Source organism: Brevibacillus massiliensis (assembly GCF_000311785.1).
Taxonomy (GTDB): Bacteria; Bacillota; Bacilli; order Brevibacillales; family Brevibacillaceae; genus Brevibacillus_C; species Brevibacillus_C massiliensis.
Map to the genome: position 1 here is coordinate 74,948 of NZ_HE978544.1, position 22,380 is coordinate 97,327.

General features: G+C 54.2%; 19 protein-coding genes, 4 pseudogenes and 1 riboswitch. Of the genes and pseudogenes, 3 read left to right on the plus strand and 20 right to left on the minus strand.

Features of this window, described 5'->3' with window-relative positions; genetic code table 11:
• The first annotated feature begins 324 nt into the window (after nt 1-324).
• Entirely contained in the window at nt 325-441 is a 117-nt protein-coding gene (locus HGBM_RS32590; protein WP_147512922.1) for a transposase, read from the plus strand.
• Here HGBM_RS32590 and HGBM_RS31845 read toward each other — a convergent pair.
• Nucleotides 428-589: pseudogene (locus HGBM_RS31845) on the minus strand (ISL3 family transposase); the annotation flags it as partial. The gene HGBM_RS32590 and the pseudogene HGBM_RS31845 sit on opposite strands and share 14 nt — an antisense overlap.
• A 243-nt stretch (nt 590-832) precedes the next feature.
• Here HGBM_RS31845 and HGBM_RS32595 point away from each other — a divergent pair.
• Entirely contained in the window at nt 833-919 is an 87-nt protein-coding gene (locus tag HGBM_RS32595) for a putative holin-like toxin (protein WP_222705652.1), read from the plus strand.
• Nucleotides 920-990: 71 nt separating this feature from the next.
• On the opposite strand, the gene HGBM_RS18420 is transcribed toward HGBM_RS32595, so the two are convergent.
• From HGBM_RS18420 to HGBM_RS18450, 7 genes are all read right to left on the minus strand, one after another.
• Nucleotides 991-1,632 carry a YczE/YyaS/YitT family protein gene (locus tag HGBM_RS18420; protein ID WP_035287509.1) on the minus strand — a complete coding sequence of 214 codons (642 nt, stop codon included), beginning with the start codon at nt 1,630-1,632 and terminating at the stop codon, nt 991-993.
• A 282-nt stretch (nt 1,633-1,914) separates the two neighbouring features.
• A complete protein-coding gene (locus HGBM_RS18425) occupies nt 1,915-2,895 on the minus strand; it encodes a helix-turn-helix transcriptional regulator (protein WP_218917008.1) in 981 nt (326 codons plus the stop codon).
• A gap of 35 nt (nt 2,896-2,930) precedes the next feature.
• Entirely contained in the window at nt 2,931-4,139 is a 1,209-nt protein-coding gene (locus tag HGBM_RS18430; protein WP_019122561.1) for an MFS transporter, read from the minus strand.
• A gap of 11 nt (nt 4,140-4,150) precedes the next feature.
• On the minus strand, nt 4,151-4,594 hold the full coding sequence (locus tag HGBM_RS18435) for a MarR family winged helix-turn-helix transcriptional regulator (protein WP_019122562.1): 444 nt from the start codon (nt 4,592-4,594) through the stop codon (nt 4,151-4,153).
• A 134-nt stretch (nt 4,595-4,728) separates the two neighbouring features.
• Nucleotides 4,729-5,067, minus strand: a complete 339-nt coding sequence (locus tag HGBM_RS18440; protein ID WP_019122563.1) for a hypothetical protein — start codon at nt 5,065-5,067, stop codon at nt 4,729-4,731.
• Nucleotides 5,068-5,084: 17 nt separating this feature from the next.
• On the minus strand, nt 5,085-6,236 hold the full coding sequence (locus tag HGBM_RS18445) for a thiolase family protein (RefSeq protein ID WP_019122564.1): 1,152 nt from the start codon (nt 6,234-6,236) through the stop codon (nt 5,085-5,087).
• A gap of 296 nt (nt 6,237-6,532) precedes the next feature.
• Nucleotides 6,533-7,963 (minus strand): NAD(P)/FAD-dependent oxidoreductase, encoded by a 1,431-nt coding sequence (locus tag HGBM_RS18450; RefSeq protein WP_019122565.1) that lies wholly within the window; start codon nt 7,961-7,963, stop codon nt 6,533-6,535.
• A gap of 120 nt (nt 7,964-8,083) precedes the next feature.
• Nucleotides 8,084-8,183, minus strand: a riboswitch (purine riboswitch).
• 350 nt (nt 8,184-8,533) lie between these two features.
• On the opposite strand from HGBM_RS18450, the pseudogene HGBM_RS31850 reads away from it, so the two are divergent.
• A pseudogene (locus HGBM_RS31850) lies at nt 8,534-8,959 on the plus strand (NUDIX domain-containing protein); the annotation flags it as partial.
• A gap of 284 nt (nt 8,960-9,243) precedes the next feature.
• Here HGBM_RS31850 and HGBM_RS18460 read toward each other — a convergent pair.
• The 12 genes and pseudogenes from HGBM_RS18460 to HGBM_RS29035 all read right to left on the minus strand — a co-directional run.
• On the minus strand, nt 9,244-10,233 hold the full coding sequence (locus tag HGBM_RS18460; RefSeq protein ID WP_019122567.1) for a hypothetical protein: 990 nt from the start codon (nt 10,231-10,233) through the stop codon (nt 9,244-9,246).
• 12 nt (nt 10,234-10,245) lie between these two features.
• Nucleotides 10,246-11,946: a tetratricopeptide repeat protein gene (locus tag HGBM_RS29030; protein ID WP_019122568.1), complete on the minus strand. Its 1,701-nt coding sequence runs from the start codon at nt 11,944-11,946 to the stop codon at nt 10,246-10,248.
• A gap of 87 nt (nt 11,947-12,033) precedes the next feature.
• Nucleotides 12,034-12,105: pseudogene (locus HGBM_RS32600) on the minus strand (SEC-C metal-binding domain-containing protein); the annotation flags it as partial.
• Nucleotides 12,106-12,190: 85 nt separating this feature from the next.
• Nucleotides 12,191-13,624: a sigma-54 interaction domain-containing protein gene (locus HGBM_RS27920; protein WP_019122569.1), complete on the minus strand. Its 1,434-nt coding sequence runs from the start codon at nt 13,622-13,624 to the stop codon at nt 12,191-12,193.
• Between the two features lie 13 nt (nt 13,625-13,637).
• Nucleotides 13,638-15,593 carry an oxidoreductase gene (locus tag HGBM_RS18475; protein ID WP_019122570.1) on the minus strand — a complete coding sequence of 652 codons (1,956 nt, stop codon included), beginning with the start codon at nt 15,591-15,593 and terminating at the stop codon, nt 13,638-13,640.
• A 22-nt stretch (nt 15,594-15,615) separates the two neighbouring features.
• On the minus strand, nt 15,616-16,335 hold the full coding sequence (locus HGBM_RS18480) for a (Fe-S)-binding protein (RefSeq protein WP_019122571.1): 720 nt from the start codon (nt 16,333-16,335) through the stop codon (nt 15,616-15,618).
• Nucleotides 16,335-17,606 carry a 4Fe-4S dicluster domain-containing protein gene (locus HGBM_RS18485; protein WP_019122572.1) on the minus strand — a complete coding sequence of 424 codons (1,272 nt, stop codon included), beginning with the start codon at nt 17,604-17,606 and terminating at the stop codon, nt 16,335-16,337. The genes HGBM_RS18480 and HGBM_RS18485 overlap by 1 nt, the downstream gene beginning before the upstream one ends.
• Nucleotide 17,607: 1 nt before the next feature.
• Nucleotides 17,608-18,510 (minus strand): adenine nucleotide alpha hydrolase family protein, encoded by a 903-nt coding sequence (locus HGBM_RS18490; RefSeq protein ID WP_019122573.1) that lies wholly within the window; start codon nt 18,508-18,510, stop codon nt 17,608-17,610.
• Nucleotides 18,507-19,499 (minus strand): electron transfer flavoprotein subunit alpha/FixB family protein, encoded by a 993-nt coding sequence (locus HGBM_RS18495; RefSeq protein WP_019122574.1) that lies wholly within the window; start codon nt 19,497-19,499, stop codon nt 18,507-18,509. Before HGBM_RS18495 ends, HGBM_RS18490 begins: the two co-directional genes overlap by 4 nt.
• A 258-nt stretch (nt 19,500-19,757) precedes the next feature.
• Nucleotides 19,758-21,023 carry a sensor histidine kinase gene (locus HGBM_RS18500; protein ID WP_019122575.1) on the minus strand — a complete coding sequence of 422 codons (1,266 nt, stop codon included), beginning with the start codon at nt 21,021-21,023 and terminating at the stop codon, nt 19,758-19,760.
• A complete protein-coding gene (locus tag HGBM_RS18505) occupies nt 21,016-21,702 on the minus strand; it encodes a response regulator transcription factor (RefSeq protein ID WP_019122576.1) in 687 nt (228 codons plus the stop codon). The genes HGBM_RS18500 and HGBM_RS18505 overlap by 8 nt, the downstream gene beginning before the upstream one ends.
• A 166-nt stretch (nt 21,703-21,868) precedes the next feature.
• A pseudogene (locus HGBM_RS29035) lies at nt 21,869-22,380 on the minus strand (hypothetical protein); the annotation flags it as partial.

Sequence of the window (22,380 nt, forward strand, 5' to 3'; positions counted from 1 at the left end):
ATTAACTCTTTTCTTAATATATCCATCTTCAGTTTTGATCTCATCGGTTACACTCACGATCCGAAGGACATGTCTTAGAGAGTGTCTTCGTCATGCTCTATCAGGAAATTAAAGTTAAAGGTTTGGCAAGGCTATGTGCAAAAAATAGTTGCCGAACTCTGCTCTTTTCTTTCACAAACTCAGTATAAGACTAATACGATCTCGGCAATCCTAAAACATGCTCTGCAACAAACGAAAGAATAAGGTTTTTAGAAATTGGTGCCACTTTATAATGCTCCCATAGGTTGAGACACAGGAGCGTGATAAATAAGTTATAATGAAACTATGGAAAAACGAAACCGATATGCCCCAGAGTTTAAAGCAAAAGTTGTCCTTGAAGTGCTGCGTGAAGAGCAGACAGTGAATGAAATTGCTGCCAAGTACGAACTCCTTTGCGGATGACCGAACGATCCGAACGGCAAATGGGGCAAGCCTGCTTGCGTGACTTTGGAACAATCTGAAAGTGTATTGTTTGTTCATCAATTTCCACAATCTGTTGAACATTTACCTCTGGTAAATTGACTAAAAGATCAGTATACTGGTTGTGCATCTGTCATTCCTCAAGTTGGATTGGTCGCACAACCATCTTATGGAATGTACAGATGTTTTTCAATTTTTCGCTCTACATGTTATCAAGCACTATGTTTGGTGTAGAGCCAGAATTTTTTCGCATTTTGAGGAGGAGAATTCCCCCTCCCTTTTTCCATATTTTCGACGTAAAAGGATAGAGTACATATAGCACGGCTCGTCATAAGTATAGTCGGCTCATCCCCTAAAGAAAGGGGGTGAGATTATGTCCGTTTATGAAGCTTTCACATTGATGATTGCTTTCGGTCTGCTGATAGCAACCATAATGAACGGAGGAAACAAAAAGAAATGACTACCCTTTTGACCTTTGAAAGGCTGTTTCGTGCCGGAACAATTGAAAAAAAGGCAGGGCGGCTCACGGGTTTACCCGCATGATTCCAGGTGCCCTGTTTCCTCCCGAATATGTTTTCGCTCAAGCGCTCCCAGCCATTTCCGAAAATACTTGAGCGACTGTTGAAACACCGGACTTTGGATAAACGTGTAAACAAAAGTCACGACAAACACTGGGCCGCCGAGGAAATAGCCGATGATCAGCACGAGACTTTCGACCAGAATTCGTGCTTTGCTTACGGACAACCCCGTCTTATCGGAGATCGACAGCATGAAGCCGTCGCGCGGACCCGCACCGATCCCCGCCGCAACATACATGCCCCCTCCAATCCCCGTGATGATGATGCCGCTGAGCAGGATCAAGTAGTCGGTCCACGTATTCGTCGCGTTCGGTAAGATGTCCAACCACAGGAAAAAGTCCAGAATCGGTCCGATCAGCAAGGCATTTAAAAATGTTCCGACATTGATGTACCTCCGGTCGACGAACAAGGATACGATGACCAGAACCATCCCGCAGATGACGCTCCACGACCCGATCGACAGGCCGTACCGCTGATACAGGCCCACGTTCAGCACATCCCACGGATGCAGGCCAAGGTATTTGACCTTGACAGCCAAAGCTCCCCCCAGCCCGAAACAGACCAAGCCAAAAAAGAAAAGAAAAATCCGCAACATGCGAATCACAGCGCTCTCCACTCCCTAGTGTCTGTCTTCTATATCTAAATACTATATACGCAAACCAGCTCTTGCACTATGATTTCGCTGAAGGGCACCTCAAAAAACCACTACCCCAACGTCCGCATAAACTCAGAGACCCTGGCCAGCCCTTCCTTTAGCACCTCGGCGTGACAAGCGTAGCCGATTCGCACCCAAATGTTCATCCCTCGATCCGGATGCATAAAAAAGAGACGATCGTATCGCACATGGACAAACAGGGGATTTGCCCCCTGCTTGCCCTTACCGGCGATTGTCTCTTTCCGCGTAGAGGGCAACGATATCTTGTGCCATTTTGCTTACTTTTTCCCGCAGCTCAGGCGGCTGCAGTACCTCCATCCGGTTTCCGAAGCCCATGATGTACGCACACGCTTCTGTCTCGATTTGGAATGTCAAAGACAGCTCCATCCAGCCCTGTTCGTCGCTCTCCCGCAGTACGTGAATCATCGGATAGCGTCCCGGATAGTTGAGTTTTTCCCTCAGATCGGGATGGGCCCGGACAACTACAGGATACTTGGGCAAGCGTTCCAGAAAATCCCGGGATGACCGCTCCCAAAATTCGGCCAGATGAAAGGATTCCGGACGGACGAACGATTCCTGTGTGATTTTAACCTCCTTGATCCGATTCACCCGGTACGTCCGGATCTCTTCGTCGACCAGGGCGACCAGATACCATACGCTTCCCTTGGCAACGAGCCCCAGAGGATTGACCGTGCGCTCTCTTGTCTGGCCGTCGCCCCGAAGATAGTGAATCACCGCTTGGCGCTTTTCCCAGACCGCCTTGAGCAGGGAAGACAGGAATGTCGTCTCTTCCGAGGCAGCATGCCATCCGGCCGTATCCAGATAAATTCGCTGGCTGATGTTCTCCGCATCTGTCCGCAGCTTTTTCGGAAGGATGTCCAAGAGCTTTAGCTGTGCCAGTTGGGCGTCTTTTTCCATCCCCACGTTCTGAAGCAGCTTCGTCGGAACAGGCAAAAACAAGACCGGGAACTCGGACTGGTTTAACTTCGTCACGTTCGTCTGGTAATCTTCCAGCAGGCCCCATCCGCCGTGCTTGTCTCTGTCCGCATATACGGGGAAACCCGCGGAGCTCAGCGCCACCATATCGCGATGGATCGTCCTTTCCGAAACGCCTAAATGATCCGCCAGCTCGCTCGTCGTCATTCTTTTGTTTGCCTGCAGCAGCAGCAGGATGGAAATAAGCCTGTCCGCCCTCACACGCACCGCCCCGCCTTCCATAAAATACGGCCGGAAAAGAGTCAGGCTCCCAGTTCTTTACCGGCAATATACGCTTTTCGGCGCTTCGCCTGACCGGCCAGATACAAAAAGTAAATGAAGAGAAAGAAAGCCATCAACAAGGCTGACATCCGGTACATCGTCGGATAGCTGGTTGCAGTGGCAATCACGCCCAGGAGCATCGATCCCAGCGCGATCCCCAAATCAATGCTGTTGAGAAAAGCCGCATTGGCCATCCCCCGCTTTTCGGGTGTGACGAGATTTATGATCCAGGCCTGGATGGACGGCTGCAATATCCCGTAGCCAAGGCCGTAAAATGCCGCTGAAATCATCAGGACATTCATCGTCGTCGTGTACGAGAGAATGAGCAGCCCGGCCAGGACCAGCAGCGCCCCTGGGATCAGGACGGCAATATGCCCTTTTTTATCGAAAATCTTCCCGGATATCGGGCGAACCAACAGAATCGCGATCGCGTTGCACAGGAAAAACCACCCCGGATTGGCGAGATTCGCTTCCGCTCCGAACAAAGCGATGAAGCTGATCAGGCCGCCGTAGGTAATCGAGAGCAGCAGGTTCAGGAAGCAGGGCAGCAGAATAGCCCGATCAAAAAATTGGACCTTGGGGGCGTGATGGCTTGCCGCCATTTTTTTCGCAGGCTGCGTTCCGGAAGAGCGAACCAGCCGGATCAACGGGAAGATCAACAAAATAAGTACCGTAGCGACGGCGACCAAGGTTCCAAAACCGTATTCCCCCAGCAGTCCGAGTCCAATGACCGGAGCGATCGACATCGCAAGGCTGGTCGAGAGTCCGAAGTACCCCATTCCCTCGCCCATACGCTTCGGCGGAACAATATTGGAGGTCATCGTCGGGAACGTGGTGCTCACCATCCCAAAGCCTGCCCCGAAAAGGATTCGCATCACCAACAGCATGGCGATGGTCCCGCTCCAAAAATACCCGGCGGACGACAGCAGCGCAAGACATAACCCTGCGATGAGGATCTGGTTCCGCTTCCCTCTCTTTAGAGCCTCACCGCTAAAGAGGCGAGCCACGATGGCCGAAAGCGCGAACAGGCTGATCACCAGGCTTACCGTGAAATCATTAGCGTGAAACCTGCCGCTGACATACGCCGGAAAAGCCGGCGTCATCATCTGCAAGTTCATGAATAACAGCAGGTTGCAAATCGTAAGCAGTACAAAATCCTTGGTCCACAGTTTCTCTCTCTGTCCTTCCAAATATGACACTCCTATTCCCTCAGTTGATGATCGATATTTTGATTGATTTGCCATAATGTCCGCCTGAACAGCTCTAATTGGGCGTGATCCACACCATCCAGCATGTCATCGACAGCTTTTCTTTCGACGGGGATGGTTTGCTCCAAAAGCGCCTTTCCCTTTTCTGTCATCGTGACCAGAAAGGATCTGCGGTCCATCGGGCATGTTCGTTTTTCTATCAAGCTTTTCTTGTGCAGCACATCCAATATACGCGCGGTAGTCGGCTGATCCTTCGCCGAGCGGACGGCAATCTCTTTCTGGTTGATTCCGTCCTGCTCTCCCAGCCGAAAAAGCACCAACCACTGTTCCGGCGTGATTCCGTACTCTTTCAAGCGAAACTGCAGGTACTGCACCATTCGCCGATACGTTATGCCCATCAAAAAACCGATCGGTTCGTCAATCAGGTTCGTTTTCAAGCAGCTCCTCCCTTTACCAGATTAATTGTTATAACAATATTAAGTAAGACAAGTAATTTTGTAAATAGAAGACTCCTGCCCCCCTAAGGTGAATTCCCTTCGGGTCGAACGGCAGGAGTCTCCATGCATGAGCTTCAGAATACGGGCAGCACCTCATGCTGACCGGCCAACGACACAAACATGTCCATTCCCGAGATTTTGCCGGCCTGCAGCTTATCGCCCGCCTGGTAGTGGTCAACGCAGGTTTTGCAGGCGTAAACAGGGACGCCCTGCTCCTCCAGTTCTTTCAAGTGGACGTGGGACAGCGACTGATCCGTCAATGTCAGCACGCCGCGGTTCATGCAAAAAATCGCTGCGGGAAGTTCCTTTTGCTGTTTGAGATGTACGAGAAACGTTTCCAGGACGACCTCTCCCAGATTCGGATCCCCTTTGCCGAATTGGTCTGATGCGATCAAAATCACCTTGTTTTTCACCTATGCGTATCTCCCTTCTAGTCCAATCGTTCAAGTATCGTGGCGTTCGCCATCCCGTGGCCTTCGCAGACCGCCTGCAGGCCGTAGCGGCCGCCCGTCCGCTCCAATTCATGCATCAGCGTGACCATCAGCCGAGCTCCGCTTGCTCCCAGCGGATGGCCCAGCGCAATCGCGCCGCCATTGGGATTCAGCTTGGCAGGGGAGGCACCTGTTTCCGCCAGCCAGACCAGCGGCACCGGAGCAAACGCTTCATTCACTTCGTACAAATCCATGTCTTCCATCGCCAGTCCCGCCTTTTTCAACACCTGGCGGGTAGCAGCTATCGGACCCGTGAGCATCAAGGCCGGATCTGACCCGACGACGGAGCGGGCTGTGACGCGAAATCTCGGCTTTACCCCCAATTCCTCCGCCTTTTCCCGCGACATGAGCAAAAGCGCCGCCGCGCCGTCACTGATCTGGCTGGCATTACCGGGGTGGATCTTGCCATTTTCCTCAAAAGACGGTTTGAGCGAAGCCAGCTTTTCGATCGATGTGTCTCTTCTCGGCCCCTCGTCCTGCCGCACGATCTGTTTGGTGCCGTCTTCCAAAGTTACCTCGATCGGCATGATTTCCCGCTCAAACCTGCCTTCCTCCTGCGCGCGAATCGCCTTGTGGTGGCTTTCCAGCGAGAATTCGTCCAGTTGGCTGCGGGAAAGTCCCCATTTTTCCGCGATCCGTTCAGCCGAATGCCCCTGGTGGATCGGACCGAAACGGGCTGTGAGCTGTTCATTCCACTTCGCTCCCTGCAGATTGGAAAACATCGGAACGCGGGACATGCTCTCCACGCCGCCGGCTACTACAACGTCCATATCCCCGCTTAAGATCGCCTGGGCGGCAAAGTGAACCGCTTGCTGACCCGAGCCGCATTGCCGGTCTATCGTCACGCCCGGCACTTCAATCGGATAACCGGCCAACAATGCAGCCACCCTGGCGATATCGCCCGCTTGTTCCCCCGCCTGGGAAACGCATCCCAAGATGACATCCTCGATCAGCTCCGGGGCAATCCCTGCCCTTGCGACCAGCTCTTTTAGCACTTTAGCGGCCAAATCATCCGGACGAATCCCGCTAAGCGCCCCACCGCGCCTGCCGATCGGTGTTCGTACCGCTTCGATAATCACAGCTTCCCGCATGATAACACTCTCCCCTTTTTGCGCTGATTGTACTCCGGTTTCCTTTGTTCGGAAAATTCGGAACGGAATGTGCACGAAATGACGTTTGTTAAAACAAAATTCTGCCTATGTCGATCATACCGCAAAACAGGTTTTGCCGGCTATCCCCGGGATTAAGTTTTAAGGCGGGGCGGATCAAAAAGCTTCGATTGCAGTTCTTTCGAAGATCAGTCGAGTCCTTCTTTAAAGAGCATGCACGTTTTCAAAAGAAATAGAATAACCCGGTCTGCCTGCATCAGACCGGGCTGTCGCCATTCCTATAGTTTTTTGATGATGTTTCTTGCAATCCAGACACCGGCAGCGCCCGCCTGGGCCAATCCCCGGGTGACGCCTGCGCCGTCTCCGCCGCAGTACAAGCCTTGTATCTCGGTCTCAAATTCTTCTGTGAGTTTGGGCCGGGCCGAGTAGAACTTCGCCTCAACGCCGTAAAACAGCGTGTGGTCGGAGGCGATCCCCGGAGTTACTTTGTCTAGGGCCTCGACCATTTCGATCAGGCTTTTCATCGTGTTGTACGGCAGTACCAGGCCGAGGTCGCCGGGAACGGCCTCTTTCAAAGTCGGCTCGATAAAGCCCTCCTTGATCCTGTTCACGGTGGAACGCCTTCCGCGGATGATGTCCCCGTATTTTTGCACGATGACGCCCCCGTTGGACAAGTCATTGGCCCGTTTGCAGATTTCTCTGGCGTACTCGTTCGGCTTGTCGAACGGCTCGGTAAACCGGTGGGAAACCAGCAGCGCGAAGTTCGTATTCGCCGAGCCCAATGCCGGATCCTTGTACGCATGTCCATTAGCCGCCATGACGCCGCTGTGATTCTCTACGACGACATGCCCTGATGGGTTGCTGCAGAACGTCCGGACGCGAGTGCCGACCGATGTGTTAAAGATGAACTTCCCTTCGTACAGATGCTCGTTTATCTCGCTCATGACGATGTCCGACGTCTCTACACGCACGCCGACGTCTACCTGGTTGTTGTACATTTTCAGCTTTCTTTTTTTCAGGATCTCGGTCAGCCAGGCCGATCCGTCCCTGCCCGGGACGATCACGACATGATCGCTGTGAAACTCTTGGCCGTTTTTTAACAGCACGCCTTTCACCTTGAGCGTCTCATTCTCCTTGACGGTCAGGATGTCGGCCACTTCCGTTTTAAACATCATGTCAATGCGATCTTTCAGGTATTCGTAGATCGATTTCAAGATTTCCAGGTTTTGCTCGGTTCCGAGGTGCCTGACCTGCGCTCTGAGCAGTTTTAACCCGGCCGCAAAACCGCGCTGTTCAATGCTTTTGATCGTATCTGTAGTCGGGTCCGTCACCGTTTCGGTAGCTCCGTGCTTCAGGTTGATCTGATCCACGTACCTGATCAGCTCCAGGACAGTGGAGGAGTCGATGTAATCCGTCATCCAGCCGCCAAACTCCGTCGTGATGTTAAACTTCCCGTCGCTGTACGCTCCCGCTCCGCCAAATCCGCTCGTGATGGAGCAGGCCGGCAAACATCCGGCGAATTCTTTCTTTCCGGCTGCGGGCGGGCAGAGTTTGATTTTTTCTTCCAGAATCGGGCAGCGTCTATGGTAAATATCATGACCTTTATCGATCAACAGCACTTTGGATTGAGGCGATTTCAAGGTAATTTCGTAGCAGGCAAATATTCCCGCCGGTCCGGCGCCAACAACAATTGCATCGTATTTGCTCATATTGACCCCCTGTGCTCGTTCTCGTCTTGAGAAGTGATTCGTTAAGAAAAGCTTCTGCCGAAGTTCTCTCAAAGATGCCCATGAATGTAAAAAACAAAAAATCCCTAACGACGGATGGGTGTGACAGCGCACTCCATTCGTAGTCAGGAATTTACGGCTCCTAGTAGAGACCCTCAAACCATATCATTGAGGATATACGAACAGTTTCAATGAATCGTATTTATTTTCAACAATTACAGTTTAAAGGAAATAAACTAACATGTCAAGCCGATTTCTCATTTTCATTCGTGTTTTGTTGATATAACGGATGAGTACAAGGGATATAAGATGTATATAACGCCAAAAGACGAACGATATTACCGGACACCTGCTCGGGTTCTTGCGCCTGCCGGACGCTTTTCCCGATTTGTCCAGCTTCGTCACCGTTTCAAACTGCAGCAGCGGTTTTTTAAAATTTCTCTTGCTCATTCTTCGTTTACCGTTCCGTTCAATTAATAATTCGCGAATAACGAATTTCTCCGGCATACCGATCCGAAGAAGTATCGGAAACCTGATGGCTATACATCTGATATCGCGGTCTTTACGATTGGAAAAGACATGGTGCTGGAAGACGAAAAAGAAGTCGAGAAGCCGGTGCTGAAACTGATGCTGATCAGGAGAGCAAGCAAAGACGCGAAAGGCAATCCCAATATAGAGGGCGGAAAGTGGGCCCTTCCTGGAGGTTTTGGTTCGGACAAAGAAACAGCCTATTGAAACGGCGATTCGAGAATTGTCTGAGGAGACCGGAGTTTCGGGGATTCACGTCAAACACTTCGAGTATTTGATAAGCCGGGGAGAGATCCGCGCGGATGGATCATATCCAATGCCCATTACGCGATTGTGCCAAAGGACTGCCTGGAAAAACGCAAGGCAGCGGATGACGCTGAGGAATGCGAGCTCTTTGCGCTCAGTCAAATCGATCAGTTGACTCTCGCTTTTGACCATCCAACAGTAATTCGCATGTAACGAATGCTTGTATGCGCAATACGAAAACCATCTTCGATCTGATCAGCCCAAAACAATCTCGATTCATTCACGTCTGCCAATCGTGTGGACAGCCCAATTTTGGCGGAGTCCATAAAATCGTTGCGGGAAAAATCGGCATTTACGGCTCTTCCTTTGATCCGATTACAAATGTCCTTTATGGACCGCTTCCACCATTTCCACAGAAAACGTCTCGATAAGGTGATTTTCCTGCCGTCCTCGAACCCGGGTCTGCGGGTGGAAATGATCAGCTCCCGTCACCACTCAAACATGTTATCGAGGTTGTGGTCATAATCATCCGGCAGGCCGTCTGACTTGCGGAAAGCGTCCGGATCCGTGTAGTCGGCCACCAGTTTGACCTGCAAGCTGGAAAGCAGGTCCCTGGCCTGCCTAGCCGTTTCCGCCAGCGTGTACAAGGATTTGGCTCCGACATCGTCGACGTCCAGGATGAGCATGATGCCTTGCTTTTCAAACGCCTGAAAAATATCACGCAGTTTTTCTTCCGTCGTAAACACGTAACCGTGACATTCCATCACAGGGATCACGTCACACTGTCTTTGCGCCAACATCCGCTCGCAGATCAGGATCAGGTCAAGCGGTGTCGCCCGCCATTCGCTTGGCCCCTGGGCGAAGGGCGAAGGGTCGAGCCACAGCGGCCTTTGCACCAGATACCTGCCCGCTTCTCTTTGAACCCGGTACCCCGACAGGCGCAGCAGTTCCACCGCCCGCCTCACATAATGAAGAAATGTCTCTTTCGCTCCTGCGCATTTCGGCAATCCGTGGCGCAGCTCATACCGGATCGGCCCCGCTTCTCCCGAGCGAATCCGCTGCAGCTGCCCCAAGTAACAAGCTTCCACCTGGGACCAGGTGCGCTCGTCAAAAGCGTACTTTTCCTTGATGCTGCGGTAGTAGGCGTGCAGCTTGTCTTCCGTCTCGCAAAACTGCAAGCGCAGCCAGGCGCGCGTGACGTCGCCCTTGACGTTGGGGTTGGTTTCATAGCAGGCGTCAAAAGGATAGGGAGACTTGCTTCCCTGGCTGTGCCTGCCGGTCGCTCGCACGGTGGCCCGGACGATCAGATACCCTTTTTCCATCTTCGCCTGCTTTTCATGGCTTAGCATCGCTTTGGTCAGCGCATCGTATTCGTCGATCCCCCACCAGCGCTCGGAAAACCGGTACCAGTTGGGCAGGCCGGGATCCAGGCGGACATCCCCGATCGCTTCGATGAAGTACTCCATTTGTCTTTTCATGTTGGTCCCCCGTCACCTATTGTCCTGTTTTTCTCCGATAAAATCGTTCAATGCGACAAGCGCCCGCTCAAACTGCTGGTCGGCTGCCGCCTGCAGCCACCGGCGGGCCTCGTCATGATTTTGCGCGACGTATTGGCCTTTCGCATACATCATGCCTATGTTGTACTGGGAGACAGCATCGCCCATCTCGGCGGCTTTCAGCGACCATTCAAACGCCTTCTTTAGACTAGGCTTGACGCCTTTGCCGCTGTAGTATAAGGAGCCGAGCTGGGTGCACGCCTTTCTTTCCCCGTTTGCAGCCGCCTTCTCCATCCAGTAAATGGCCTGCCTGGCATCCTTTTTTACCCCGTCACCGTGCAGCAGGTTTATTCCGTACCAGAACTGGCAGTGCGCATCGCCCGCTTCCGCCCCTTTCCTCAGCCATTTGGCTGCCTGGAAGTCGCTCTGGGCGACGCCAAGCCCCTGCTCATACATTTCTGCGATGAGACGATAGGAGGGAATGTGCCCTGACTGGGCGCTGCAGTGGGCCAGTCGGTATGCCTCCGCATAGTCCTTTTGCCGGTAAAGCTCCCTTGCCCTGTCGTATGCCAGCTGTGGATTCTCAAAAATCGCCTCTCGCAACTGCGGCAGCTGTACCGCCTCATCCGAGCCGCTGCCTGTCCATTCGGAGGGGAGCACTCCCAACCCTGTCAGATCGAATGCAGCGCGGGCATGCGGCGGGACTGCGCCAGCTTTTTCCCAACACAAATACTCCAGCGCCCGCTGCGTCCAGACGAAACTGCGAACCTGCTGGTACATCTGATAAGAAATGAATTCCCCATGGGCGGCCCGATTCCGGATTCCGTTCAGCGATTCCATGACCTTTGCAAAGTCGGGGATGTATTGGGACAAGATCGGCAGCGGATTCTTCTTCAAATAGACGGTAATCTCCCGCCACATCAGCCGTTTGGACTGCGGCATGCGCTCCCGCTGTTGGATCAGCGTCCGCAGCTCCTGTTCCAGAACCCCGAAATAACTCATCGCCAAAAACTGGTAGGAAATCAGCTCCGGCGATTTCTCCGACAGCTTGTTTTCGGCGTCAATCGCCGTAGCGATGGTGCGTAAAGACTCATCGGAAAAAGCGTACAGTTCCTGCTGCAATTTCTTGTACTCATTTTCCAGCTCATCCATCGCCTTATATTCAATCCAGACGTATTCCGGTCTTCCGGAAGCGGAAAACAGCTTCCAGTCGACGAGTGTATCACCCGTATCGATGTATAAAATCGCCGCCTTAAAGTACGTGCCCTCGGGAATGCCCGCTTTCAGCAGGCGGTAAACAAATTCACATGTAATCCGAAGCGCGCCGTAATCAAGGCTGGCCCCTTGCGGCAGGATGGCGAAGTCGAGCAGGCATGCCTCCACACAGTGATCGTAGGCCACCTGCTCTTCAAATGGCGTCAAGACGTCGGAAACAGCTGGCGGAAGGAGCCGGGTCTGGCTGGCCGGCACTTCCGCCGCCTTCTTTATATAGTACTTTTCTTTGCGGGTAAGCGCCCAGAAGAGGTCGCTGAATAAAGCCAGCAGCACGCGGTCCCGCGGATTGGGTTGACGCAATTCATGAATGGCCTGTTCCAAGCGAAACAGCGTATAAGTGCGCAGGCCGGAAGGGCGGGTTCCCTCTATTGCAGGTAAAAAGCCCTCTTCGACGTTTTCTACCAGCAGGCTGCCAAACATTCTCTTGGCATCCCGCCTTCTCTCTTCCATGGCCCTTTCTAATTTGGGTGACTTCAATCTCCACCCTGCCTGCGGCCCTTCGCTTTTGGGCATGCAGCAGAGTTTGTACTTCTTCTTGGAACCGCATGGGCATAATTGATTTTTGGAAATAGTCGGCATTCTCTACGGACCCCCACCTGACAATCGATATCACACCTGTTTCAAGCACTAAGATATGTTCGCGGGTCAGGAAAGAAAATCCTCTTTAGTCCGCTTCCTCCGGCTCGCCAATCCGGTACTTGTGCATTTTTCTCAGCACAGTGGCTTGATTCACGCCAAGCACGCGGGCGATTTTCCGCGATGTCCGGTACTGCTTCCAGGCGCGGTGAAGAATCTGCTTCTCCACTTCCTCAACCGCCTCTTTGATCGGCACAAGCTCTTTGACGGTCACTGCCTCTTCCCCGGAAAAAGGGGCCGGCTGCAGGTAGTCGGGCAGATCTTCCACCCTGATCACACTGGATTCCACCGTGACGATCAACCGCTCCATCAGATTTTCGATCTCCCGCACGTTGCCCGGCCAGTGGTAAGCGAGCAGTGATTGCAGCGCTTCCTCTTCAAGCTTGACGCTGCGGCCAAATTTGCCATTGAAGTACTGTCTAAAGTGGTCGATCAACAAGCGGATATCCTCCGGACGGTAGCGGATCGCCGGAATGTGAATCGGGATGACGTGAATCCGGTAAAACAGGTCTTCGCGAAATTCTCCGTTTTTCACCATCTGCTGAAGGTCGCGGTGGGTGGCAGCGATGATCCTCACGTCAACCTCAACCGGCCGGCTCCCGCCCAGCTTCATAAATTTCTTTTCCTGTATGACCTGCAGGATTTTCACCTGCAGGGCGGGAGGGATTTCGGCGATTTCATCCAAAAACAGCGTGCCTTTGTCGGCGGACTCGATCAGCCCGGTCTTCCCCCGCTTCTCGGCTCCGGTGAACGCTCCCGCTTCATAGCCAAACAGCTCGGATTCCAGCAGATTGGCCGGAATCGCCCCGCAGTTAATATGGACAAAAGGCTGGTCCTTCCGCGGGCTGTGCTCGTGCAGATACTTGGCCAGAACGCCTTTGCCCACCCCTGATTCGCCCAGCAAAAGAACCGTGGAGTCTACCACGGCAATCTTCTGCGCCAATTGCAGGATGTCCGTCATCACCTTGCTTTGGGCGATGATATCTTTATCCTTGGACTGATCGCTCCGCAGTTGGTTCAGCTCATCCCGATAGTAGCCTACCAGCTTTTCCGCTTCTTCCAAACGCCTCTGCAGTTCTGCCAGCTCGGTGACATCCCGGACGTTGCTGACAATCCGGTAGAGCTTGCCGTCCTTGTCAAACACCGGATTGGCCGTGACGATAAACTGCTTGCCGCCGACGATGATTCGTCCTGTCTGCCTTTGCCGGGTTTCAATCACCTTGGGGTTTAACGAATGAATAATATCCCCGTCCTGTTCCAATTCGTAACAACTGCGCCCGATGTAATAAGACGGCGGCTTCCCCGTCGTGCGCTCGCAGGCTGGATTGACGTACAGGGTAACCCCCTGGCCGTCGGCGACGTATATCTCGTCGAAAGAATGGTCGAAAATCAACTGCAATTCTGACAGCAAATCCTCCCTCTTGTCCGCCTGCTGCATTTCCCCTTTTTTCTCCGGCGGCATCGTGTTCACCTCTCTATAACCTGGCGGCCAGCTCCAATCCTTCCAGTATCGCGTTCTCCGCCGTTCTCGGAGCAAGGCAATCACCGATGCGGTGGATTTCCTTTCCAAGTTTCTTCAAATTGTAGTACAAGTCCGTCCGCTGAATGTAGCCCGTCGCAAGGACGATTCCGTCCACATCGTCGATTTGGTAAGGTTCGTAGTTAAACATATTATAGAACAGAATCGAGCTGCCGTTAATTTCTTGGATGCGGTAGTGAGGAGTCATTTTTACCCGTTTGGTGTACAAGTTGCCCAAATACACATCCCGCAGATATCTTTGCAATTTTCCGGCTACGACATGGGTTCCGGAGACGATCTCCACTTCCTTCCCTTGATCGGCCAGGAATTCGGCTACACCGACACCAGCCCAATCCCCGTTCCAATCGTAGACGACGACCCGCTGTCCAGGATCCGCCTGCCCACCCAGAACAGCCTCGACAGAATAGACATTTTCCTGATCGATTCCGCCAATCTGCGGGAAGTACGGCACACCGCCAACGGCCATCACGATCGCGTCTGGATTCAGCTCTTGCACGACCGCTTCATCGACGGGCGCCTGCAAGCGGACGTGCACTCCGGCAAATTTCAGTTCCCGCTGCAAATTCAAGATCAGATCGCCAAATTCGCTGCGGTTGGGCGCTTTGATCGCAGTACGGACAAGTCCGCCCAGCTCCGCCTCTTTTTCGTACAGATGCACCTCATGCCCCCGCTGGGCAGCGATCACTGCGCACTTCATCCCGGCAGGACCGCCCCCGACAACCAGCACCTTTTTCGCTTTCTCCGCCTTGGGCATCTGGGCGTACTGGAGTTCCCGGCCTGTCACGGGATTCTGAATGCAGCTGATCGGCAGCCCGATTTCCATGTGCCCGATACAAGCCTGGTTGCAGCCGATGCAGTAGCGGATTTCCTCTGTTTTTCCCTGGCTGGCCTTATTGGGCATGTGCGGATCGCAGATCAGCGCCCGGGTCATCCCCACGACGTCGGCCTGCCCGCTCGCCAGGATTTTATCGGCAATCACCGGGTCGTTGACTCTCAGGTTCATAAACACAGGCGTATTCAACCGCGATTTGAACTGGCCGGCAACAGGGGCAAAGACGCCGGGCTCCACCGGGGCGGGCGGGGCAATGAAAACCGCCGCAGTCTCTATTGAGGAATGTCCCCCCGTAACGTTAAAGTAGTCCAGTCCGACCGTTTCTTCTATATACTCGCAAATCTGCAGAATCTCGTCGGTCGCGAGCCCCTGGTCAGCCAGGTCGTCGCCGCTCAGCCTCATGCCGACGACAAAATCATCCCCCACCACCTCCCGGACGCGCTGGATCACTTCAATCGTAAAGCGCATTCTGCCTGCAAAATCCCCGCCGTACTGATCGTCGCGGAAATTGATGTTGGGCGACCAAAACTGGTTGAATAGATATCCGTGGGAAGCCACCAGCTCTACCCCGTCGAGCCCCCCTTGCTTGACCCGCCGGGCCGCCGAGGCATAGCCCTCGATGATCTCCTCGATCTCTTCAACTTCCAATTCTTTCGGCATGTTTTTAAACCGCGCTGTCGGCGTCGCCGATGGAGAGACGCCGGGAAAACCGGGAGGACCTGACTCGTTGACCTCTCTTCCGGGGTGAAATAACTGCACAAACATCTTCGTCCCGTATTTGTGTACCGCATCAGCCAGCTTTTGGTAGTACGGGATGATTTCGTCCGTGTAGGCGACCAGCGTATCCGCCGTAAAATAAGCAGTCGGGTGTACCGCGTTCGCCTCCATGACGATCAGGCCCGCGCCTCCTTTGGCCCGCTCTTCGTGGTAAGCGATCAAGCGGTCATTGGGCAGGCGATTCTCGACAAAAGTCGTCATATGCCCTGTGCTCATGATGCGATTTTGCAGAATCAGCCGCCCTACTTTTACCGGCGTGAACAAAAATTGAAACTGTTCCATTGCGATCCTCTCCCTTGTCAGATTAAGCGGTATGCTCGTCGATCAACTCCGCAATATCTTTTACCGGCAGTTGTTTTCCCGCCAGTCCCAGCCCTTCCTCCAACATAATCGTGCAAAAAGGACATCCGCTGGCGATCACCTCCGCACCTGTCTCGGCCGCTTCCGCGGCCCGGATGTGATTGATCTTCTCGCCCTGCCGGTTGCCTCCCCAGATCGAACTGCCGCCTGCGCCGCAGCAGAAGCCTTTCTCCCCGCTTCGCTTCATTTCGACGACCGGGCCGCCGGCGACAGCCTGCAGCACCTGACGCGGTTCTTCGGTCACGCCGTTATGCCTGCCCAAATAGCAAGGGTCGTGATAGGTGACCGACTGGGCCAGGGGCTTCGTCAGGGTCAAGCGTCCTTCCTCGAGCAGTTGGGCCAGGTACTGGCTGTGATGTATCACTTCAAAATCCCCGCCAAACGCCTTGTACTCTCTGCCGATGGTGTGCAGACAATGCGGGCAGGTGGTCAAAATCTTCTTTACCTTATGCTCGTGCAGTGTACTGATATTGTGAATCGCCAGTTCCTGAAACAGCGCCTCATCCCCTGTGCGCCTGGCAAGGTCTCCGCTGCAGCGCTCCCGATTGCCGAGAATCGCAAAGTCGACCTTGGCCTTTTGCAGCACGCTCACGAGGGCTCTGGCGATCTCCCGGGCCCGCGGATCATAGGCAGGGGCGCAGCCTACCCAGTACAAGATTTCCATTACATGGCCTCCTCTCTGTTTTTAGCCACTTTCACCTGCAATCCCTTCGTCCAATCTGTACGGGTATGGCCTGGATGTCCCCAGGGATTGTGGTAGGTTTGCAGATTCGCAAGGGTCTCCGCCATCTGGGGCTCCAGCAGGTTTTCCCCGATCAGCCCCTGCCGCAGCGAGACGATCATCGGTACGTGTCTGATCGAGACGGGGCAGCGCTCCATGCACGCTCCGCAGGTCGTACAGGAGAGCAGTTCCTCCTGGCTGAAGCCCGCGAGCGGTACCTCCAACCTGTGCATCTGGCTCCTTATTTTCAGCACGATGCTCCTCGGAGCCAGCGGCTTGCCGCTCAGCGCAGCCGGACACACCTCATCGCACCGGCCGCATTCGGTACAGGCATCCACACTCAGCAGCTGGGCAAAGGTAAAATCGCTCGGCCTGCTTCCACCAAATCCGCGGCCGGCATAAGCTGCAGCCGCCTCGCCCGGAGACTGCCGGGAGAGGTTGAAGGCCGGGTTGATTTCGGTCGCGGTGAGCGGCTCCGTCAGCAAGATATTGACCGGGGCCAAAAAGATATGGATCAGCTTGGTATAAGGAATCAGGGCGATAAAGGCAAGCGAGAGCAGCATGTGAATCACCCAGGCCGCCAGGTACACAGGTGTCAAGGACTCGTTTACTCCCATTAACTGCAGCCCCTGCCCCAGTGCGTATCCGACAAACGACCACCCCCCGTGTGCCGGAAGGGTAATCGCAAGGCGCAGGGCTTCCAGCACAAAGCCGCTGATGCCTATGACGAACAGCAGGCCCAACATGGCAGAGTCAGCCGGTTTGGACAAAAGACGGGCGATCCTCCTTCCGGGCAGTCGATCGGCGATCGCCAGCCCCGCCCCGATCAGAAACAGGACACCGAAAAGATCCAAGGCGGCCTCGTACAATAGGTAAAACCATCCGCGCAGGAAATGAAGCCGCAGATCGTAGTCGAAGAAGACCAGCACGGTGCCGATAAATAGAACGACCATGCCCGCGCTCAGCATCATGTGCATGCGGCCGCTCCGCTTTTCTTCGCGTATCCGGCGTTGGCTGACGATCACGGCGAGCCGCGACAGCAGGACGGACTTCACTTTGGCGAGCGACAGCGGGGAAGGCCTGCCCTGTTTCCACCAGCGGTACCGGCAGTAAAATCCGTATCCGAACAGGGTCAGGCAGGCGGCGCTTGCTGCGTACAGCATGAACTGTAAGCCAGGCGGTATCGCCCAAAAGGTATGGCGAAAGACGTCCACGTCACATCTCCTTTCTCCACTCCTCCAACTTGGCAAGCAAAAGCCGGGCTGCCTTGTCGGCGGAATCGGTTACGATCTGTTTTGCCTTCTGTTCCGCTGCTTCCGCCTGACGCGCGCCCATCATCATCTTCATGCGGGCAGCCAGCGGGTTGCCCCTGGCAGGGCCGCTCCCGGTTGCCGCGGCGACGGTCGGCCGCGCAGTTGTTTTGGTGCGCGGTTTTACCTCGCTCAACCGTTGAAAGGCAATCGTTTTTTTCCGCCCCTCCCCGCCTGCGGCCGGTTCCACAGCGACTGCCTCCAGCGGCACTTGTCTGCTCTGCAAATGAACCCTGCTTAATTGCGGCACATACGCGACGACCTCTTGCGTCCTGATGGACAATACCGCCGGCAGTTCGATCCGATAAGTCCCTTTGTATCCCTTCTTAAACGCTGTCCTGGCGAGCACTTGCGGCCGACTCGGCCCGGAATGAACCGCCTCAACGCCGCCCAGGTGGGAAAACTGCAGCAGCTCCGCCAACCACCCCCCCGTAAACGAATGGAAGCCGTCCGACTGCCTTTCACTGCAGAGGACGATGTCGGGCGAAAGCTCCCGCAGCAGGGAAGCGAGCTGACTCACCCGCTCCTTCGGCTGTTCAACGGCTGGATGCGGACTGATCAGGAAAAAGACGCGAGCGACGCCAACGAGCGAAAGCCGGGACAGCAGACCCTCGTCTCCTTCCTTGCCGACGACGATCAGGTTCAGTTCCCCGTTTCGTTCCTTCGCCAGCCGCTTGCCCCATTCCAGTACACCGGCGTCTTGCCGACTGATGATCGGCAGCACGTCTTCCAAAGCTTCGCCAAGCAGGTCGTACCGCAGCACCCGCGGATCGGCCGTCACTTCCAGAACGGCTGCTATTCTGCTCAAGAGACCCCCTCCACTCTGTTCTCCAGTATTTTTAATATCGCTGGCACTACGTCCTCCACCGGAAGCCCGATAACCACTTCGGCGTTTTCCGTAATCGGAGCGGCAAGGTCGGGATTGATGACAGCGAGGTGTTTTACGTCCTTGATCCCGGCGAGGTGGTGAGGCGCTCCCGATATGCCGATCGCTACATAGACTTGGGTTGCTACCGTCTTTCCGCTGGCCCCGATGCGGTACTCCCGGGCGATCAGCCCGCTTTCATCGGCGACTTTGCTGCCCCCGATCGGGCAGTTCCAGGCTTCGGCCAACCTTTTGATCTGCTCCATCCAGTTCCTGCCGACTCCCCTCCCGACGCCGATGATGACCTCCGCTTCGTTCAGGGAAAGATCACTCCAGTGAATCGGTTCCACTTTTTCCAATGCGACCTTTTGAGCTTCCGGCGAGTAGGGAAACAGGTGTATTTCCAATTCGCCGACTGGCTGCTCCCGTTTCTCCAGGGAAACGCAAGAGACGGTCAGAATGCAGAATTCCTCGTTTTCAAGCGAAAACAGCGCGTGAGCTTTCCCGCCGTAGACGCTTTTTCGCAGCTGCAGTCTGCCTTTTGACATGTTGTAATCGACGATTTCGCCCAGCACGTCGGCTTCACAGCGGAGGGATAACCGGGCCGCCCATTCATTTCCCAGCGAATCGGCCGGCAGGAGCAGAAACCTGGGGCGCCAGGTCTCCAGCATCTTCGATAAACCAGACAGAACCGCTCTGACTTCAAGCGGACGGCCGCCCCCGTCATCTGGATCCAGCAGATAGGCTTTGCCGATTCCGTACCGTTTCAATTGCTCCGCCTCTTCTTTTTCCAGGGTTCCCGCAATGGCGCACGCCTGCGCTCCGATCAGCCCGGCCAGCCGCGCTGTTTCAGACGCCATCTTGAGCCCGAGCTCAGTCCATTTTCCGTTTTCCGTTTCGATCCAGCCCCATACCTCAGGCAATGCCTTCAAGCAGATCACCTCAAAGCGTTAGTAATCAGTTTGAATAGCAATAATAGTGCCAAAAATCAAACCGCAGATTCATCAAGCCAGTGAGCATGCCCGCGCTATTGATGTTGAAGCATGATTGCATCATTTTCTCAAACTTAAGTTGGTGGTTCCCCCTTTTCCTTGCATCAATAAGCGAATCAAAAATAAATCAGATGACGCAAATTCGCATCACCTACAAAACCCCCTTCTCCTGGGCAGGACCCATCGATAAGGGGGTTTTCATTCTTTCACTTTGATCGGCAGCGTCACAAAAAAACTGGTGCCTGTGCCCGCTTCGCTTTCCACCCGCACCTTGCCTCCGTGTGCGTCGACGATCCACTTGGCGATGGACAGGCCCAATCCGCTCCCTTCCACCGTAGCCGAGCGCATTTTATCTCCGCGGAAAAACCGGTCAAAAATAAACGGAATGTCCTCTTTCGGGATGCCAACTCCGGTATCCGCCACCACGATCGCCGCCGAGCCGCCTTCCCGCTTGCACGACACGGAAATGGTCCCGCCTGGCTCCGAGTACTTCAATGCGTTGTCCAGCAATATCACCAGAAGCTGCCGCAGGCGCTCCTCGTCGCCCATTACTTCCAGGGGCTGCTCGATATCGGTCTGCATCTGTATCTCTTTCACCTCGGCCAGTTGTTGAAAGGCCTGAACGCTCTTCTGTACGATCTCATCCAGTCTCACTCGCTGTTTCATGATTTGCAGTTCATTGGAATCGGAACGAGCCAACGTGAGCAGATCGGAAACCAATCTGTTCATTCTTTTGCTTTCTTGGATGCTGACGGAGATGCTTTCGCTTTCCTGCTCGATGGTATGGTCAGGGTGGCGGAACAGCCGTTCCAGATTTACCAGAATCACCGACAGGGGAGTGCGCAGTTCATGGGAGGCATCAGCGATGAATCGCTGCTGCTTCTCCCAGGACAGCTGAATCGGAATCAGCGCCCTTTTCGCCAAAAAAAGGCCTGCAAGGCCGGCGATGATGATACTCGCCAATCCGCCGATCACGATGACGTAGAGCAGCGTGCTCAGCATTTTCCCTTCCGGTTCGAGATTGTAGATCAATTGCATCTGCTCCAACCGCTTGAGCCTGCCGTTAAAAAACAGCGTGTCGTTAACGGGAAGCGTATATACCCGGTAGGGCAGACCGTTGACCGTGATCGTATCGAACCCCCGCGTGTCCGTGGTCGGCCGGAATTTGAGCAAGTCTTCCGGCTCCATGAATTCTCCGTAAGCTTTGCCCAGGATCCCGCCCTGATCATCCCACATTAAAAACACAATGCGGCGGTCTACATCGGGCCATCTGATCCGATCCAGTTTGGGGTGAGCGAGTTGGGTAGAGTATATGCGATTGGCGATCTTCTCCAGCTCGCCATCCACCTGTGAAAACAACCGGTACTTCATCGTAAAGTAGACAGCGGCCCCCAATCCGTTTAAAAGCAGGATGAACACGATCACATTGAGCGTGACCAGGCGAATGCGGGTCCTTCTAAACATTCTCCTTGTTCTCCTTCAGCATGTAGCCGACATTGCGAATCGTGCGGACGAGGTGCTGATACCCGTACTCGCCCAGCTTTTTCCTCAAATAGTGGACATAGACGTCAACCACCCCGTAATTTGCCTCGGAGTCGATCCCCCAGACCCTGTCGAAAATTTGCTCTCGTGTCAGGATCTGTTCCCGATTGTGGAGAAAATACTTCAGCAGTTCATATTCTTTGCCGGTTAACTTTAAGGCGTGTTCCCCTACGTACCCATCGTACTCCTGCGGCTTCAGCGAGATCGGCCCGTAAACCAGTTCGCCTTCCTTGCCGATTTTTCCGTTGCGCCTAAGCAGCGCTCTAGTTCTGGCGAGCAGTTCTTCCACGGCAAACGGTTTGATCAGATAATCATCGGCACCGGCATCGAGGCCTTCGACTCGCGCCTCCACGCTGTCTTTTGCTGTGAGGAACAGGACTGGCGTGAGCACCCCTTTGGCCCTCAGTTTCTTGATGATTGACAGCCCGTCCAGCCCGGGCAGCATAATATCCAGCACCAGCAGGTCGTAAATTCCCCGCTCCGCGAGCAGCAGCCCTTCATCTCCCCTGTCGGAACGGTCGACTTGGTATCCTTCGTCCGCGAAAACACTGGCGATCGCCTGGAGCAGCGACGGCTCGTCCTCCACTGTTAAAATGCGCATTCCAATCCCTCTTTCACCTGTTTATCTGTGCGAGGCAACCCGCTCGTGCAGATGTGAATGCTTCTCTCCCCAGTATGTTCGAACCGACCGGGTAAAATCAATCAAGAATGCGGGTCACATGCGAGAAGACAGGTGAACAATCACCTGCCTCCTGTATGACTTTTTCTTATTCGCCTGCGACTTTTTGTCCCATGATGACTTTTTCCGGACGATCGCCTTTATGCTTCTCGACCATCATCTTGACCATCTCGGCCGTTTTTTCCTTCACTTTTTCCGCTTGCTCTTGCGTCAGTTTGCCTTCTTCTACGGCTTTCGCCAACTGCTCCTCATGCTGCTTGGTCAGCAGGCTGATCACGTCGTCTTCTGCGACGCCTTGTGCTTCGGCGATTTCCGCCAGCGACTTGCCGTCCTTCAGCTGCGCTTGCAGTTCCTCCGCATCCAGCTTCAAGAGCGACAGCAGTTCCTGGTTGTCTTTCATTTCAAATTTTACCAGCATTTTTCCACCCATGCCCCGATGGGTATTTTCCACCATGTTTTTGACCATCTCGGCCGTTTTTTCCTTCACTTTATCCGCTTGCTCTTGCGTCAGTTTGCCATCCTCTACGGCTTTCGCCAGCTGCTCCTCATGCTGTTTGGTCAGCAGGCTGATCACGTCGTCTTCTGCGACGCCTTGGGCCT